This window comes from Rhizobium sp. 01N447_2, assembly GCF_056399245.1.
Genome location: NZ_JBFTQY010000023.1, coordinates 68,746 through 83,737 on the forward strand (window position 1 = coordinate 68,746; position 14,992 = coordinate 83,737).

At 59.2% G+C, this 14,992-nt stretch carries 15 protein-coding genes; 5 read left to right on the top strand and 10 right to left on the bottom strand.

Features of this window, described 5'->3' with window-relative positions; genetic code table 11:
- Nucleotides 1-157 precede the first annotated feature (157 nt).
- The 3 genes from AC1ECN_RS18185 to AC1ECN_RS18195 are packed head-to-tail and all read right to left on the bottom strand — an operon-like array spanning nt 158 to nt 1,485.
- Nucleotides 158-769 carry an ATP-dependent Clp protease proteolytic subunit gene (locus tag AC1ECN_RS18185; RefSeq protein ID WP_018485617.1) on the bottom strand — a complete coding sequence of 204 codons (612 nt, stop codon included), beginning with the start codon at nt 767-769 and terminating at the stop codon, nt 158-160.
- A 45-nt stretch (nt 770-814) separates the two neighbouring features.
- Nucleotides 815-1,174 (bottom strand): SRPBCC family protein, encoded by a 360-nt coding sequence (locus AC1ECN_RS18190; RefSeq protein ID WP_130672154.1) that lies wholly within the window; start codon nt 1,172-1,174, stop codon nt 815-817.
- A complete protein-coding gene (locus AC1ECN_RS18195) occupies nt 1,171-1,485 on the bottom strand; it encodes an ArsR/SmtB family transcription factor (protein WP_026170626.1) in 315 nt (104 codons plus the stop codon). The genes AC1ECN_RS18190 and AC1ECN_RS18195 overlap by 4 nt, the downstream gene beginning before the upstream one ends.
- A gap of 645 nt (nt 1,486-2,130) precedes the next feature.
- On the opposite strand from AC1ECN_RS18195, the gene AC1ECN_RS18200 reads away from it, so the two are divergent.
- Entirely contained in the window at nt 2,131-4,524 is a 2,394-nt protein-coding gene (locus AC1ECN_RS18200; RefSeq protein ID WP_477953718.1) for an arylsulfatase, read from the top strand.
- Between the two features lie 395 nt (nt 4,525-4,919).
- On the opposite strand, the gene AC1ECN_RS18205 is transcribed toward AC1ECN_RS18200, so the two are convergent.
- Nucleotides 4,920-5,531 (bottom strand): TetR/AcrR family transcriptional regulator, encoded by a 612-nt coding sequence (locus tag AC1ECN_RS18205; RefSeq protein WP_130672152.1) that lies wholly within the window; start codon nt 5,529-5,531, stop codon nt 4,920-4,922.
- A 138-nt stretch (nt 5,532-5,669) separates the two neighbouring features.
- Between AC1ECN_RS18205 and AC1ECN_RS18210 the strand changes: the two genes are divergently transcribed.
- Entirely contained in the window at nt 5,670-6,059 is a 390-nt protein-coding gene (locus AC1ECN_RS18210; RefSeq protein WP_130672151.1) for a RidA family protein, read from the top strand.
- Between the two features lie 131 nt (nt 6,060-6,190).
- Here AC1ECN_RS18210 and AC1ECN_RS18215 read toward each other — a convergent pair whose 3' ends face one another.
- The 3 genes from AC1ECN_RS18215 to AC1ECN_RS18225 form a co-directional block, all read right to left on the bottom strand.
- Nucleotides 6,191-6,892, bottom strand: a complete 702-nt coding sequence (locus AC1ECN_RS18215; protein WP_130672150.1) for an alpha/beta fold hydrolase — start codon at nt 6,890-6,892, stop codon at nt 6,191-6,193.
- 215 nt (nt 6,893-7,107) lie between these two features.
- Nucleotides 7,108-7,794, bottom strand: coding sequence for an alpha/beta fold hydrolase (locus AC1ECN_RS18220; RefSeq protein ID WP_130672149.1), 687 nt, complete (start codon nt 7,792-7,794; stop codon nt 7,108-7,110).
- A gap of 201 nt (nt 7,795-7,995) precedes the next feature.
- Nucleotides 7,996-8,919, bottom strand: a complete 924-nt coding sequence (locus AC1ECN_RS18225; protein ID WP_197727387.1) for a helix-turn-helix transcriptional regulator — start codon at nt 8,917-8,919, stop codon at nt 7,996-7,998.
- 363 nt (nt 8,920-9,282) lie between these two features.
- On the opposite strand from AC1ECN_RS18225, the gene AC1ECN_RS18230 reads away from it, so the two are divergent.
- Nucleotides 9,283-10,083, top strand: a complete 801-nt coding sequence (locus AC1ECN_RS18230) for an SMP-30/gluconolactonase/LRE family protein (RefSeq protein WP_130666784.1) — start codon at nt 9,283-9,285, stop codon at nt 10,081-10,083.
- 75 nt (nt 10,084-10,158) lie between these two features.
- Here the strand turns inward: AC1ECN_RS18230 and AC1ECN_RS18235 are convergent, their stop codons facing one another.
- Nucleotides 10,159-10,668 carry a DUF2867 domain-containing protein gene (locus tag AC1ECN_RS18235; protein WP_130666783.1) on the bottom strand — a complete coding sequence of 170 codons (510 nt, stop codon included), beginning with the start codon at nt 10,666-10,668 and terminating at the stop codon, nt 10,159-10,161.
- A gap of 343 nt (nt 10,669-11,011) precedes the next feature.
- Here AC1ECN_RS18235 and AC1ECN_RS18240 point away from each other — a divergent pair, with 343 nt between their 5' ends.
- Nucleotides 11,012-11,689, top strand: coding sequence for a winged helix-turn-helix domain-containing protein (locus tag AC1ECN_RS18240; protein WP_130672148.1), 678 nt, complete (start codon nt 11,012-11,014; stop codon nt 11,687-11,689).
- 104 nt (nt 11,690-11,793) lie between these two features.
- The gene (locus AC1ECN_RS18245) at nt 11,794-13,194 is read left to right on the top strand and encodes a HAMP domain-containing sensor histidine kinase (protein WP_130666781.1); all 1,401 of its coding nucleotides are present in this window, start codon (nt 11,794-11,796) and stop codon (nt 13,192-13,194) included.
- Nucleotides 13,195-13,318: 124 nt separating this feature from the next.
- On the opposite strand, the gene AC1ECN_RS18250 is transcribed toward AC1ECN_RS18245, so the two are convergent.
- Nucleotides 13,319-14,659: an FAD-binding oxidoreductase gene (locus AC1ECN_RS18250; protein WP_130672147.1), complete on the bottom strand. Its 1,341-nt coding sequence runs from the start codon at nt 14,657-14,659 to the stop codon at nt 13,319-13,321.
- A 201-nt stretch (nt 14,660-14,860) separates the two neighbouring features.
- The coding region (locus AC1ECN_RS18255) for a transposase (RefSeq protein WP_477953723.1) at nt 14,861-14,992 on the bottom strand (132 nt) is incomplete at its 5' end.

Sequence of the window (14,992 nt, forward strand, 5' to 3'; positions counted from 1 at the left end):
ACCATCTCCGTCACGTCCGATTGGCACGCCGCGACCTCGGCGGATTAACCGATAGATGCAGCAACGGTTCCGCCCTGTCTGGACTCTTTGCGTCCGTGACAGTGTCTCGCCTTCACCATTCTACGACGTTGCAAAAATCAGGAAAGCAAGTGTCGCTTTAATCGGGAATTTCGCCTTCCCGAACCGTTAGAATACGGTCGATAAGACCCCATTCCAATGCTTCTTCCGCCGTCATGAAGCGGTCGCGATCCATCCCGCGCTCAAAGTCTTCATAGGAGCGTCCGCAATGCTCCGCGTAGAGCCGCGTCATGCGCTGCTTGGTCTTCGAAATTTCTTCGGCATGAATCAGCATGTCGGAAGCCTGCCCCTGGAAGCCACCGGATGGCTGGTGAATGAGGATACTGGCATTGGGCAAAGCAGCTCTTCCGCCGGCCTCGCCTGCCATCAGCAGGAACGATCCCATAGAACGGGCTGTCCCCATGCAAAGCGTATGAACCGGTGCGCGGATAAAGCGCATGGTGTCGTACATGGCGAAGCCGCTGGTCACGACGCCGCCCGGAGAATTGATGTAAAGATTGATCGGCTTCTTTGGATTCTCGGCCTCAAGGAACAGTAACTGCGCGCAGACCAGAGCGGAAACGGTATCGTTGACCTCGCCGTTGAGGAAGATGATGCGTTCGCGCAGAAGGCGGGAGTAAATGTCAAAAGACCGCTCCCCTCTGCTGGATTGTTCTACGACCATAGGGACGAGTTGCATCGCTTCGCGCATCGGCGAACTCCAATCTTCCAGAAATTAAAGGGAGAGCTTGCCGCGTCAGGCGGCGAGCATGACGGGCGGACTGTTGCCGTTCGCGGCCGTTTTCGCCATCCGGTCAAGCCTCGCGTCGGTCAGCTCGTGGACAATGCGCAGGCGGGTGCCGCCGGTCGCGTTCGGGACGATCGTGAACGTCGCCGTGCTTTCAAGGAAAGGTGGAGCGTCGTCGCGCAGGCTATAACGGACTTCCTCGCCAGGTGTGATAGTGGCCGGGGTGGGATCGGCCAAAGCGTCTTTCGGCAACCAGTTTTCCCGAAATTCCGGAATGCTGATTGCACGCCAGACCTTTTGCGGCGGTTCATCCAGATCGAATTCCAGTTCGAACCCGTCTTTCTGCTCCTTGGCCTTTCCATCGTTCATTGGTCCATATCCTTCAGCAAGACCTTGAGAGCTTCGATGCGGGCAGGCCAGTAGGCGCGATATTTCGCCAACCATTGTGCGATGAGAGCCAGCCCCTCCGGATCGACTTCGTAATTCACGAAACGCCCCTGCCGTTCTTCCCTCACGAGCTTTGCGCTCCGCAAAACCGAGAGGTGTTGCGACATTGCCGGCTGGCTGATCTCCATGCCCTCACGCAGGGCACTGGCGTTCATGCCGCCCGCCGCCAGCTTCTCGAAGATCGCGCGGCGGGTCGGGTCAGCCAAGGCTCGGAAAAGGTCATTCTCGATCATGCGTACACATAAGCACACACTTATGCGATTCGCAAGTCTATTTCGCGATGGCTTTTCCGTTGTCGCGCAACTCCCGACTTTTGCGACACTCCGGTCTTTCCGGAAAGCGTTCGAGGATCCTCGCCGCAAAACTCTGCCGGTTTCTTGAAGGCAGCGGCTCCGCATCGCGGCGTCCTCGATTGCCATGCCTGCGCCCTACGCTGCGAAGCCGCGCGTTCGAGACAAACCGGTTTCCTTCAGTGGTGCAATCTTCTCTATCTTTTCCGTGCCTCAGCATCTGGGATCAAATCGGCCATCCGACGTTCAAATTCTGCCCGTAGGATACAGTAAACTACCTTCCTTGCGAGAGCGCGATGCCGTAGCGTCACCTTGGAGCAAGACCTTTGACTTGGATTTTCAACAAGCAGCACCGACCACGACTTCCAGGCGGAGACTTCTATTGGGTGCGCCGGTTCTCGCCGCGGTTTCCTATGCCGGCGTCGCGCGCTGCACCTATCGGCGAGCTGTCTTGTACTGAGGGACCAACCGCGCGGGGACGGAGCCGCCCGTTTTGTCACGGCGCAGCGCGGAAATAACCAAGACATCTGCAGGGGACAACACGCCTAAAGATCCAACCACATCAATGGGAAGCGCAGGAGGCTTGTGATGAAATCTCGCACGTTGTTGCTAACGTCATTTCTGATCTCAACCGGATTCTACATTGCGCCAATCCACGCGCAGACCGTCACCGGCACCCCGGGCTCGCCCAGCGCCACGACGACCATCGACGGGAGGTACCTTCCCAATCCGCCGGAGGCATTCGGCGGTGAGATCAATCTCAGCGCCAAGGACTCGAAGCCCTATTGGCCGCCGCAAATCGTGCCGCCCAAGGGCGCGCCGAACATCCTCCTGATCATGACCGACGATGCCGGGTATGGAGTCTCAGGCACTTTCGGCGGCGTCATACCGACACCGGCGCTCGACCGGATCGCGCAGTCGGGACTGCGCTACACGCAGTTCAACTCCACGGCGCTCTGCTCGCCGACACGGGCAGCGCTGATTACCGGACGCAATCATCATTCGAGCGGCTTCGGTGTTATTTCCGAGCAAGCCACGGGCTATCCGGGCTATGATTCGGTCCTCGGCGTCGAGAACGCTACGATCGGCAACATTCTGAAGCAGAACGGCTACGCCACGTCGTGGTTCGGCAAGAACCACAACACGCCGTCTTTCCAGTACAGCAGCTCCGGGCCTTTCGACCAATGGCCGTCCGGCATGGGTTTCGACTATTTTTATGGCTTCATGGGTGGCGACACCAACCAGTGGCAGCCCTATCTCTTCCAGGACCACACGCAGATTTTCCCCTGGGTTGACAAGCCCAGCTACAACCTGATCACCGATGAGGCCGACAACGCGATCAACCACATCAAGCAGTTGAACGCGTCAGCGCCCGACAAGCCGTTTTTTGTCTACTATGTTCCCGGCGCCACGCATGCACCGCATCATCCGACGCCCGAATGGATTGAGAAGTTCAAGGGCAAGTTTGACAACGGCTGGAACGCCATGCGTGACGAGATATTCGCCAACCAGAAGCGTCTCGGCGTCATCCCGCAGAATACGCTGCTGACCGCCTGGCCGGACGACCTGCCGAAATGGGAAACGCTCGACCCCGAGAGCAAGAAGCTCTTCGCCCGGCAAGCCGAGGTATTCGCCGCCTACGTGGCCTACTCCGACAACGAGATCGGTCGGGTGATCCAGGCGGTGGAGGACGTCGGCAAACTCGACAACACCCTCATCATCTACATCGAGGGCGACAATGGCACGAGCGCGGAAGGGAGCACGCTCGGCACGCCGAGTGAACTGATCACCATCGAGGGCCTAACAATTCCGGTTGCCGAGCAGATGAAGTTCTATGACGCGTGGGGTTCCGACCAGACCTACCCGCATATGTCGGTGGCCTGGTCATGGGCTTTCGACACGCCGTTCAAATGGACCAAGCAGGTCGCCTCGCATTTCGGCGGCACGCGGCAGGGCATGGCGATGTCGTGGCCGGCCCGCATCAAGGATGCCGGCGGCGTCCGCAACCAGTTCCACCATGTCATCGACATCGTGCCGACGATCCTCGAAGCCGCGGGCATTCCGGCGCCGATGATGGTCAATGGTGTTGCCCAGAAGCCGATCGAAGGGGTGAGCATGGCCTATACCTGGGACAAGGCTAACGCCGAAGCTCCTTCCGCTCGACAKACGCAGTACTTCGAAATGTTCGGCAACCGAGGCATCTACCACGGGGGCTGGTATGCATGCACAACCCCACCAGCCGCGCCCTGGCTGATGGGGCAGTCCGCGATGCCGGAAGTCGTCAACGGCTATAAATGGGAGCTCTATAATCTCGCCGAGGACTTCTCCCAGGCTAACGACCTCGCGGCGGTCAATCCCGACAAGCTGAACGAAATGCAGGAGCTATTCCTGCTGGAAGCCGCGAAATACGGCGTGTTCCCGCTCGACAACTCTATCCTGGAGCGCCTTGTGACACCCCGGCCAAGTGCGACCGCCGGGCGGAACGTGTTCAGCTATTCGGGCGTCATCTCCGGTCTGCCTGGCAGTAACGCCCCGAACATCGTGAACAAGTCCTACACCATCACCGCGGAGATCGAAGTTCCGGCAGATGGCACCGAGGGCATGATCGTCACCACGGGTGGCAAATTTGCCGGCTACGGCCTCTATTTGCTCAAAGGCAAGCCGGTGTTTCTCTACAATTTCATGGATATGGAGCGGTTCCGGTGGGAGGGCTCCGACGTGCTGGCGCCGGGCAAGCACACCATCGTGTTCGACTTTAAGTCGGACGGACCAGGCATGGCCAAGGGTGGAAGCGGCGTTCTGACGGTGGACGGCGAGGAGGTTGCCAGCCAGAAAATCCCGCATACAGTCCCTGCCTTGATGCCGTGGGACGAGACATTCGATGTCGGCTTGGATACGCGCACCGGCGTCGAGGACAAGGACTATCGGGTTCCGTTCGAATTCACCGGAACCATCGACAAGCTGACCGTACAGTTGAACTGAGTTGAGCTATTGGCGGCTCTGACGCGAACCAGGGCCGCCAATGGCGAGACCGCTGAAAGAGGGAAACTGAGTGCAAGCGCAAAGCCAGTATTGTTATGCTCCACTCAGACTGCAACGAAGGCGATCTTGACGGAAGCAAAGTTCTGAGGCTTGCCGGTCGTTGCAGTGGATTGGTCCGACCGACTGCTCTGGGTCGAAAGCAGACCCATCGCCCCATCATCATCCCCCCATCATCATCCCCCCCTCATCATCCAATGGCGAAGGTAAACTGACGACCACCGATCGAGCCCGTGCCGCTTCCCTTCTCTCGCTTCGAACAGCGCGTGAAGGAGAAGGAGCCACTTTCGCCGTTACTGCGGTGAACGTCCCTTCGCTCGACTTTGGCCCTTGGTCGATCACAAACGCTCCACCAGCAGACCTGCCGCCAAGGCATGGAAAGCCTCGACCGCCTTTGGCAGCACGCTCTGCGGATCTTCGCTGGCGGCGATCCAGAGAGCCGCATTGAGAGCCGCGCCGCTCAGCAACCGGGCCGCCGCCTCCGGGTCAAGCGGCTTGAGGATGCCTTGGGCGATCAGGCGCTCCACCGTGCTCTTGGTCACCTGCAGACAATTGTTCTGGCTCGGCCACTGCGAGGGATCCCCCAGCACCGCCGGTCCGTCGAGCAGGACGATGCGCTGGACTTCCGGATTGAGCGCCATCTCGATATAGGCCGCCCCCTCGGCAAGCAGGCCCTGCCAATCGCTTCCCGCACGCGCGCCGATCTCCTGAGCGCGCACCGCCATCTCAGTGTCGATCTGATCGACCACCGCCGCCAGCAGCCCGCGCTTGTCCTGGAAGTTGTGGTAAAGCGCGCCCCGTGTCAGACCGACGTCGGCCGTCAGTTCATCCATCGACGCTGCGGAGTACCCCTTTTCCGCAAAAGCCTTTCGTGCCGCCGCGATCAATTTGACGCGGTTTTCCTGCATCGTTTCGCTGCGCTTCTTGACCATTCCATCTCTCAATTTCATATACGAAGCGTATATGGACTTGACATACGATGCGTACGCCCGCATATTTCACATACGAACCGTATACCAAATTTGGCGCGAGATGTGAAGCGTCACGCCGCGCTCATCGGTCGTTGTCAACAATGAAGAGAGATCAGAATGACCCAACGCGAAGCAATCTTTCCCGCCAACCGGCACGCTCTTTACGAGAAGCATGGCTATTCCGCCGCGATCCGATCCGGCGATCTGCTGTTTGTGTCCGGACAGGTCGGCAGCCGTCCGGATGGAACACCCGAACCCGATTTCGAAAGCCAGGTCCGGCTCGCCTTTGAAAACCTGAAGGCCACGCTGAGTGCCGCCGGGTGCACGCTGGATGATATAGTCGATGTCACCAGCTTCCACACCGACCCCGAAAACCAGTTCGGAACGATCATGGCGGTCAAGCAGGAGATTTTCAGCAAGCCACCCTACCCGAATTGGACGGCCATCGGCGTCAACTGGCTCGCCGGCTTCGACTTCGAGATCAAGGTCATCGCCCGTATTCCGTGAAGTCACTGACATCGCCGGGGCCGCATCCGTCACCCGCACGACGTGCCGGCAGGACGCGCTGATCGGTGCATCTGCCAATAACGAAGAGACCGCCTCATGACGGTCTCTTCAGATGCAATTTCCACGATATATCAGCGACGCTGGACGGCCGCCGCTGCCTTGCGGATGACATCGATGACCACGTCGGGTTGAGAGAGCATCGGCACGTGGCTGCTTTCCACCTCCGTCACCGTCGCGTTCATACGCTTGGAAACCCAGCGCTGAAGATCGGGGTGCACCGTGTGGTCCTGCGTCGCCAAGACGTACCAGCTTGGCTTGGACTTCCACGCGATCGCGTCGGCACCGAGCTTTTGCTGGTCGAACAGATCGGCAACCGGCGCATAGTGCGTGGCCCATACAAGCTTCTGCTCTTCCTCCGAGAGGTCTCCAGCGAAGAACTTGGTTCCGCTCGGCAGCATCCAGGCCCGACCGTCCGCCGCCTCGACATGGTTGAAGATGTCTGAAGGATACTTGTTGAGCTGATCCTGCACGGTCTCGCCGACATCCGGGGCGACCGCGGCGATGTAAACCAGACCAATGACGCGCTCGTCGATGCCCGCGGCCGTGATCGTTGCGCCGCCGTAGGAATGCCCAACGAGGATGACGGGGCTGCCGACACGATTGAGCGTCCGCTTAACCGTAGCCACGTCCTCCTCGTAGGAGTCCAGGCCGTACTGGACGGCGATGACTTCGTGCCCGTCCGCCTGCAGTGCAGGGATGACTTTGCTGAAGCATGAGCCGTCGGCCCAAATGCCGTGGCAAAAAACGATGGTGGGTTTCGGTGATGTAGACATGATCCAGTTCCTTCTTGGGTTGGGTAAATAATTCCGTCGGGGGGCAAGCGAGCCAACGGCTTCTTTCGAAGCTTTTGTGACCAGGCGATGTGCGCCAGGTCGAACTTGGTCGAACAGACACAGTCCGCTAAAGAATGGGTCGTCGTTTCGCCGTTGTGGCGAGGTCGTTCCGGAATATGTTGTTTCGAATGATGCTTCGGCTTGGGACCGAATTATCAGTCAAAAGACGCGGCGGCGTTGGCGATGAACTCGGCAACGACTTTCGGCTGTGAAAGCATAGGCAAGTGGCTTGCCTGAACAACCATGATCTCGGCACCCATACGTTCGGCGGAGTCCTGCTGTACCGCGGGCGGAACGGTGTGGTCGAGCGTTGTGACCATGTACCAAGAGGGCTTGGTGTGCCACGCGCTTTTTGAGATCTTCTCTAATGTACTGCGTGTTCCAAGCGGTCCCTGAGTGGCGTAGACAATATCGGCTTCTGCGGTCGGAAGATCCTGGCCCAGGTATTTGCGCACCCCGTCGCGGGTGAGCGTAACATGCGCGTCGCCCCAGGGCCTCAGTTCGTTCACAACAGCCGCAGTCGCATAACCGCTCCACCAGTCGTCGACGGACTGGCCACTGTCTGGCGCAGCGCCGGCGATGTAGACGAGGCCCGCAACTCGGGTGTGGTTGCCCGCCTCGGTAATGACCGCGCCACCATAAGACTGTCCGACGAGGATGACCGGACCGTCCTGCATTTCAATGGCGCGATGAACAATTGCCACGTCATCAGAGAGAGAACTCAATGAAATCTGAACGGCGATCGCATCAATGCTCTGCTCGGATAGTAATGGTATAACTTTATTCCAAGAATTACCGTCGAGGAAATATCCGTGCACAAGAATAACGTTTTTAATATTCACGTTTATATCTCCTGCCTTGATGTCGTCCGTTGGCAATACATATGAACCACTTCGGAGATGAGGTCATGGCATTTTATTGCTTTATATGGGATGTTATTGCTTAAGTTAAGACAATAGGACGAAAAATCTGTTTTTTCGCTCGATGTGTATCGAAGCTTTCTCGCATGTATGGTAATTTATTGCTTTATTTGTACATTATTGTTATGTCTCTGACAAATGCCGGCGGCCCTGTGCGCGTGCGTATGCAGCAGGGGTGCTCCCTACGACCTTTTTGAAACGTCGGGTCAGGTGGCTTTGATCGACAAACCCAAGCTTATCGGCAATATCGGCCAACGATATTTCGGCTGTCTCGATCAATGACTTCGCTTGCTCAATTCTGCATTGCTCCACGTATCGCGCAGGAGTCATGCCAATCTCAGCTTTGAAAACCCGGATGAAGTGAAAGCGGCTGAGACCGGTCCGCTTGGCGAGCGAGGCGAGGTCAGGAAAGTCGTGTGTTGTCCGCCCAAGATGCTCGATTACCCGTCGGATGGCTTCTCTGTCGCTGATTTCGCCGGTGTGATCGGAGACGGTGTAAACACCATACATTGTCACGAAATGCACGGTTAGCGCTTCCGCAAGGTGACGCAACAGAGGCATCCGCCATTCAAAATCCGGCTTGCGCATCTCCTCGAGGATCGCGCCGCCGATGTACAGTGCAAACAAATCGTTGGCGTGAAGGATGGAACCCGTCTGATCATCCCTGCCGCGGAGGGGCTCACGCAACCGGGAGCCATCACTGAGTTGCTCCGGGTCGATACCGATCCGAAGCATCGGCGGGATAGCGCCTCCAAGCCGTGCTGGGCTACCGGCCGGGACGACAATCAGATCCCCTGCTCTGCAAGATACCTCGCGGGACGCTATGTGCGTTTGAAAGCGGAATTGCCTTGATGATCCCAGCGCCACCAACACTGCATGATGATCACACCCAGGCACAACCAGTTCGACGCCGTGGCTCCCGTCTCTCACATCAAAGTGCAGGCCGCGAGAGGTAGACGACATGCCTGCCGTCGATATGGGCCAGCCGCCGAGCTGGGCTCGGATTTCACCGATACCAGACAGCTCACTCTGGCCCTGAATCTTCATCTCTTTAGCTCCGTATTTAGGCCAGAATTTCCTTAGCGTGATACCGCCGCAAGAATCATGCACCGTTACGAACCTGCTGCGCAACATTCAACTTTGCTGCAAAGCTCCGCCTTTTTAAGCGGCGCGTTGCAGTTGGGATCATGGCATAAGGGCGAGGAAATGCCTTGAGGAATACGAACATTCGTGTCCTGCAAGGCGTCCGCCAGATCTGGTGTGACAGCTCCCGCTACACAGCAGAGAGTACGGGAGATACGTCCGTGATTGCCCTTTTCGCGAGACACGTGTCGGAATTGGCTTTGCTTGTTCGTCTTTACAAGGTGGCTCCATTCGACGGGCCAAGGCGCAGAACGACAGGAGGCGGAAATGCACAGGGCAAAGGTTCGTTTGGAAGACCGGGGGCTGGTCGAATGCCCACGATGGCATGACGGCGAGCTGTGGTTCGCAGATTGGACAAGCGGCGAAATCCTCGCCTTGAGCGAGCACGGAACTGTCAGAGTGGCGACAACCGCGAAAGCCCCGCCCCTGTCATTCGACTTCGGACCACAGGGCGACATGTACGTCGTCGCGTCCAGGGCATCGCATTTGCTGCGGTTCAACGGGTCCGGACTGGAAGAGTTCGCCGAGTTGGGAGCGAATGGCTGGAACGAGATCGTGATCGATCCGCACGGCCGGATCTACGTCAACGGCCCCGCGATCCTGCTGATACATCCAGACGGGACGGTCGAAACACAAGCGGAAGGCTTTCAGTTTCCGAACGGAATGGCTCTCTCTCCGGACGGGCGCACACTGGTTTGCGCCGAAAGCTGGGCGAGACGGCTGACATCGTTTGATGTCGCCGCCGACGGACAACTTTCCCGTCGCAGAGTTTGGGCCGATCTTCCCGGGCCGCCCGATGGCATATGCTTCGACGCTGAAGGCGCGATCTGGTACGCCGACGTACCCAATGCCTACTGCCGCAGGGTTCGTGAAGGCGGCGAACTCCTCGATGAAGTGAAGCTCGATCGCGGCGCATTCGCCTGCATGCTGGGTGGACCTGATCGAACCACCCTATACATAACTGCCGCCAGATGGTTCGGGATGGACAAGATGGACCAGATGGGCGGAACTGGCCAGCTCTTGTCCGTCGAGGTCGAGACAGCCGGGGCGGGATGGCCTCACGGGTAGAGCCTTTCCGGGTTAGATTGAAGCATTCTGTTGGCTAGTGGCCGACTGCAGCCAGTCGCGGCCGCCAAAGCATGCTTAAATCTTCATTGCTCTTGCTGCCTGTTCCAAATTCGCCCGCGCAATCGCGCGATGAAACGGTGCTATCATCGCAAGATAGATACGCCCCAGTCGATTATGGCAATGCACCACCGTACCCACGACCAACTCGCGCCCATTTGCTGCATCGGTGCGAAGTTGGATCGTGACGCGGAAGTCGAGATGCGCGTCATCCTCACCCACGACCAACTCCGTCGCGCTCTTTGACAGCAGCGGGAAGTAGCCGATGACCGGCCCACGCCCCGCTGCGGCAAGACCGATGGCGCGCGACGATTTGATGCCGACTGTCGCCATCACCACATCGCGGATACGAGTGAGCGCACGAATCCACCCCGCCGGTCGCTCGAAGCCGGCGCGTGCCAACACCTCCAGATCATCGCTTGCCCCCGCCGGCAGTCGAATTGCAAACGCGTCTAAAAGGTCCGCGCCGGCGTAAAGCGGCGCAAGCACGCTGTTGCCAGGCATGGGCACGGCGCGCGCTTTGGTCATGCGTTTGGGTCCCGGATGCTGGAGTGGGGCGTAGCAATCGTGCAAGCAGGGCAAATCAAGATGTCTCTCCTCGACAGCCACCATCGAAAGCGCCGTGGCCTGGATATTCGTCGCTCATATCCGCCGCCTCACAAGGAGATCGATACGAACGTGAAATACCGCACGCATTTCTAGTCAGACTCTAACGTATCACTTCTTTCCAAGGAACGGCGGGAAACTCCTGGCGCCCGGTTGCGGCGGAAAGYCGCTCCCCCACCCATCACCTTACCAATCCGTAAGTTGTGGCCACGCCGTCCCCTCGGCTAAATCTCGCCATCCAGGCATGCCGGGAACGATCGGGCTGATGCGAATCCTGCTTATCGAAGACGACCGGAAAACATCCGATTATATCGCCAAGGGCTTCTCCGAGGCCGGGCATGTCTGTGACGTGTTCGGCGACGGCCGCGATGGGCTGTTTCAGGCGCAGCGCGAAGCCTATGACGTCATCGTCGTCGATCGCATGCTGCCGGGTCTCGATGGCCTGGCGATCGTGCGTTCACTGAGGGCTGCCAAGGTCGGCACATCGGCGCTGTTCCTGACATCGATCGGCGGCGTCGACGATCGGGTCGAGGGGCTGGAAGCGGGCGGCGACGATTATCTCGTCAAACCCTTTGCCTTCTCCGAGCTGATGGCGCGCGTCAATGCGCTTGGCCGGCGGCCGCCGGTGCAGGAGCAGCGAACGGTGTTGAAGGTTGCCGATCTCGAGCTCGATCTGATCCGGCGGGAGGCTCGCCGCGCCCGCCAGGTGATCGAGCTGCAGCCGCGCGAATTCACCCTGCTCGAGGTGCTGATGCGCGGCGAAGGCCGGGTCATCACCAAGACGATGCTGCTGGAGCGGGTCTGGGATTTCCACTTCGATCCGAAGACCAGCGTCGTCGAGACCCATATCAGCCGTCTCAGGGCCAAGGTCGACAAGCCGTTCCAGATCCAGCTTCTGCACACGGTCCGCAACACCGGATACAGCCTGCATGCGCCTCGCTAGAACAGGAAAATCTCAAATCCTGTTCGCAATTTAAAGAGTAAGAGCATGATGTCGTCCGAAAACCGCGCACACTTTTCGGCATCATGCCCGGAAAGAGTGAGAGCATGATGTCGTCCGAAAACCGCGCACACTTTTCGGCATCATGCTCTAGCCTGCGCAGGAGCACGCCGTTCCGGCTTGCCGTCACCTTCGGCGTGCTCTTCGTCGTCGCCTTCATCTTCAGCGGCGCGATCATCTATCACATGCTGCGCCTCGGCCTCGTGCGCGATCTCGAACAGTCGCTGGGCGAGATGAATTCGTTGATCGTCTCGACCTACGAGCCCAATGACACCCAGGATCTGATCAACACGCTGAACAATTATGCGAGCTTCCAATCGACCTCCGACGGGCTTTATTCGCTGACGGATGCAGGCGGGCGCAAACTTGCCGGCAATTTCGCCGCACCCCGTATCCCGAACGGCGTCTATACCGTCACCTCTAGGGATGTCGGGTTGAAGGGGCATGAACGCTACCGGATGCAGGTCTCGACCATCGGCCCCTACAGCCTGGTGGTGGCGGAAAATTTCAACGATGTCGACGAGATGCTGCGGATCGTGCTGGTGAGCTTCGAATGGGCCGCCGCGATCGTCGTCGCGACCGCGATCGGCGGCGGCGTCTTTCTCGCCGTCCGCGCCCAGGCGCGGCTGGACAGGGTCGCCCACACCATGAACGATGTCTCCCTCGGCGCGCTCGACGCCCGCATAGCCATCACCGGCAACGGCGACGACCTCGATACGGTGGCGATCCAGATCAACGCGGCGCTGGAGCGGCTGCAGAGATTGGTCGAGAGCATGCGGCAGGTGAGCGCCGATATCGCCCACGATCTGAAGACGCCTCTGAACAGGCTGCGCCTGACGCTGGATGCGGCGGTGGCCGGAAACGACCAGCAGGCGGATGTGTCGGCGCTGCTTGACGAAGCGAGACACGAGAGTGACCGGATCAACGCCACCTTCGAGGCGCTGCTGCGCATTTCCCAGATCGAGGCCGGCGCCCGCAAGGAGCGTTTCCAGGCGACCGATATCGACGCCGTGCTTGCGGTGATTTCCGAGGTCTATGTCGATGTCGCCGAAGACGCGCAGATGGCGTTGACGATCGCGGAACGCTGTCCGGCGCTCATCCGGGGCGACCGCGATCTGCTGACGCAGATGATCGCCAACCTGGTGGAGAACGCGATCAACCACTGCCCGGCCGGAACCGGCATCACGGTTTCGCTCCGCCGCCAGGACGGCCGCGCCATCGTCTCGGTCGCCGATAGCGGCCCCGGCATTCCCGCCGACGAGAGGGACAAGGTTTTCCGGCGCCTCTACCGGCTCGACAAGAGCCGCGCGACGCCGGGAAGCGGCCTCGGGCTCAGCCTCGTCAAGGCGATTGCAGACCTGCACTCGGCTGAGATCACCATGGCGGACAATCATCCCGGCCTCATCGTTTCGATCGGCTTCCCGCTGATGCCGGAGGGAGGATCCTAAAGCGCGGCGCGATCTTTCAGATTCGCGCTATTCGGCAGCAACTGCCACCAACTTTGTTCTGTTGAAAAACCTGACGTCGGGTTCCGGGCAGCCTGGGCCGGCCTCGCACCCTTCCGGATAGGACTCAAGCCAGCGGCGCGATGTTCTGATTGAGACGGAACATATTGTGCGGATCGAACCGTGTCTTCAGGCTCGCAAGCCGCTGGTACTTCTTCGGGCCATACGCATCTAAAGCTACGACCGTCCCGGCATCAGCCTGCTCGTTGACGTAGTTCCCGGCCATCGAGAGCTTCGAAAGCGATTTGCCCGTGATCCGTCCCCAAGCAATGCATCGGTCGTCATCGGCAGCGACGTCCCAGACCGGCTCTGCAATCCAGTAGTAGCTTGCACCTCTTCCCGTATACGCAGTTGCCTCGTCCGGTACATCGGAGACCGCTCCGCCAAGCTGCAACAGGTTAATTTCGGAATCTGGCGTTGGCGCATCGGCGATTGCCAGCATGATCGCGTCTATGACTTCATCGGTGATTTCCGACCAGAATCCTCCCTTGCAATAATATCGTCGTGACCATGCGAAGTGCTCGTCGTTCCGGCTCTGCAGGCTGAGATAGGGCAGCTTGTCGACGCTTCCTATGCCGCCATCGGCAAGCGCCCCGAACGGCGACAGAACCGAGTGAGTGAGGGCAGCATCGCCTGACCAAACCGCTGTCACGCTGAGACCCGTGGCTGTCGCGGTGAAGTTGAGCGTAAAGTCGCGCGGTTGGCCATGCGCGCGGTCGCGCAGCGTCTGCAGGGCTTGCCTCATGTTGGCCGCAGGATAGCTCCATTGGCCGACTACGATGGAACCAAGCGGATGCATCCCGAACTTAAATCGGGTGACTACGCCGAAGTTGCCGCCGCCGCCGCGGATGCCCCAGAAGAGTTCAGGTTCAGACGTTGCGCTTGCCCAAACGATGTCGCCAGCCGCGGTCACGATCTCCGCGCCCAGCAAGCTGTCGATGGTAAGGCCRTATCTCCTGCTGGCCCATCCCATGCCGCCACCCAGGGTCAGACCTGCCACACCCGTATGCGAAATCACGCCTGCCGGTACCACGAAACCCTCGGGAACTGTCGCGCGATCGAGATCGCCAAGTAGTGCCCCGCCGCCGACCTCGATCGTGTGCGTATCTCGATCGATGGCAATGGCAGTTAGGTCCGATAGATCGAGAACAAGTCCCCCATCGCAGGTCGAGAATCCCGGAAGGCTGTGGCCGCCGCCGCGCACCGCAAGCAGGGCGTGAGATGCCGCCGCTGCATGCACGACCTTGCGGACATCATCTACACTTTGCGGGCGGACGATCGCAGCAGGCCGTCGATCGGCGACACCGTTCCATACTTTGCGATAGCGCTCATAATCCCGATGGTCCGCCGTGATGATAGGGCAGCGGTGTCCTACTAAAGAAAGTTCTCTCAGCAGTAAATTGGACATGTCGTGCCCCCCGACGCTCGCACAACTTCTAGCACTCCGTGATCGGATCCGGAATACCCTTCGATCGAGTAAACGTCAGCTGGCAGTTGCTACCGAACAGCGCAGATTCGCTCCTCGCGCTTTAGGTCTTTGTTTTCCGCATGTCGTTATCCCAAAACCGCTGCCCACTTTTGCGCGACATGCTCTAGGCTCCAGACTCAATCATGCCCACCAAATGACGAGAGCAGCGATGTAGCAAGTTGCCTCGAAGTTGATCATAAGCTTGTCGTATCGTGTTGCGATGCGCCTCCAATCCTTCAGGCGGCAGAAGGTGCGTTCAATAATATTCCTGCG

Coding starts and splice junctions, on each gene's coding strand:
- AC1ECN_RS18185 (WP_018485617.1), bottom strand. CDS start 769: ATGCGCGAAGCGATGCAACTCGTCCCTATGGTCGTAGAACAATCCAGC.
- AC1ECN_RS18190 (WP_130672154.1), bottom strand. CDS start 1,174: ATGAACGATGGAAAGGCCAAGGAGCAGAAAGACGGGTTCGAACTGGAA.
- AC1ECN_RS18195 (WP_026170626.1), bottom strand. CDS start 1,485: ATGATCGAGAATGACCTTTTCCGAGCCTTGGCTGACCCGACCCGCCGC.
- AC1ECN_RS18205 (WP_130672152.1), bottom strand. CDS start 5,531: ATGAAATTGAGAGATGGAATGGTCAAGAAGCGCAGCGAAACGATGCAG.
- AC1ECN_RS18210 (WP_130672151.1), top strand. CDS start 5,670: ATGACCCAACGCGAAGCAATCTTTCCCGCCAACCGGCACGCTCTTTAC.
- AC1ECN_RS18215 (WP_130672150.1), bottom strand. CDS start 6,892: ATGTCTACATCACCGAAACCCACCATCGTTTTTTGCCACGGCATTTGG.
- AC1ECN_RS18225 (WP_197727387.1), bottom strand. CDS start 8,919: ATGAAGATTCAGGGCCAGAGTGAGCTGTCTGGTATCGGTGAAATCCGA.
- AC1ECN_RS18230 (WP_130666784.1), top strand. CDS start 9,283: ATGCACAGGGCAAAGGTTCGTTTGGAAGACCGGGGGCTGGTCGAATGC.
- AC1ECN_RS18235 (WP_130666783.1), bottom strand. CDS start 10,668: ATGACCAAAGCGCGCGCCGTGCCCATGCCTGGCAACAGCGTGCTTGCG.
- AC1ECN_RS18240 (WP_130672148.1), top strand. CDS start 11,012: ATGCGAATCCTGCTTATCGAAGACGACCGGAAAACATCCGATTATATC.
- AC1ECN_RS18245 (WP_130666781.1), top strand. CDS start 11,794: ATGATGTCGTCCGAAAACCGCGCACACTTTTCGGCATCATGCTCTAGC.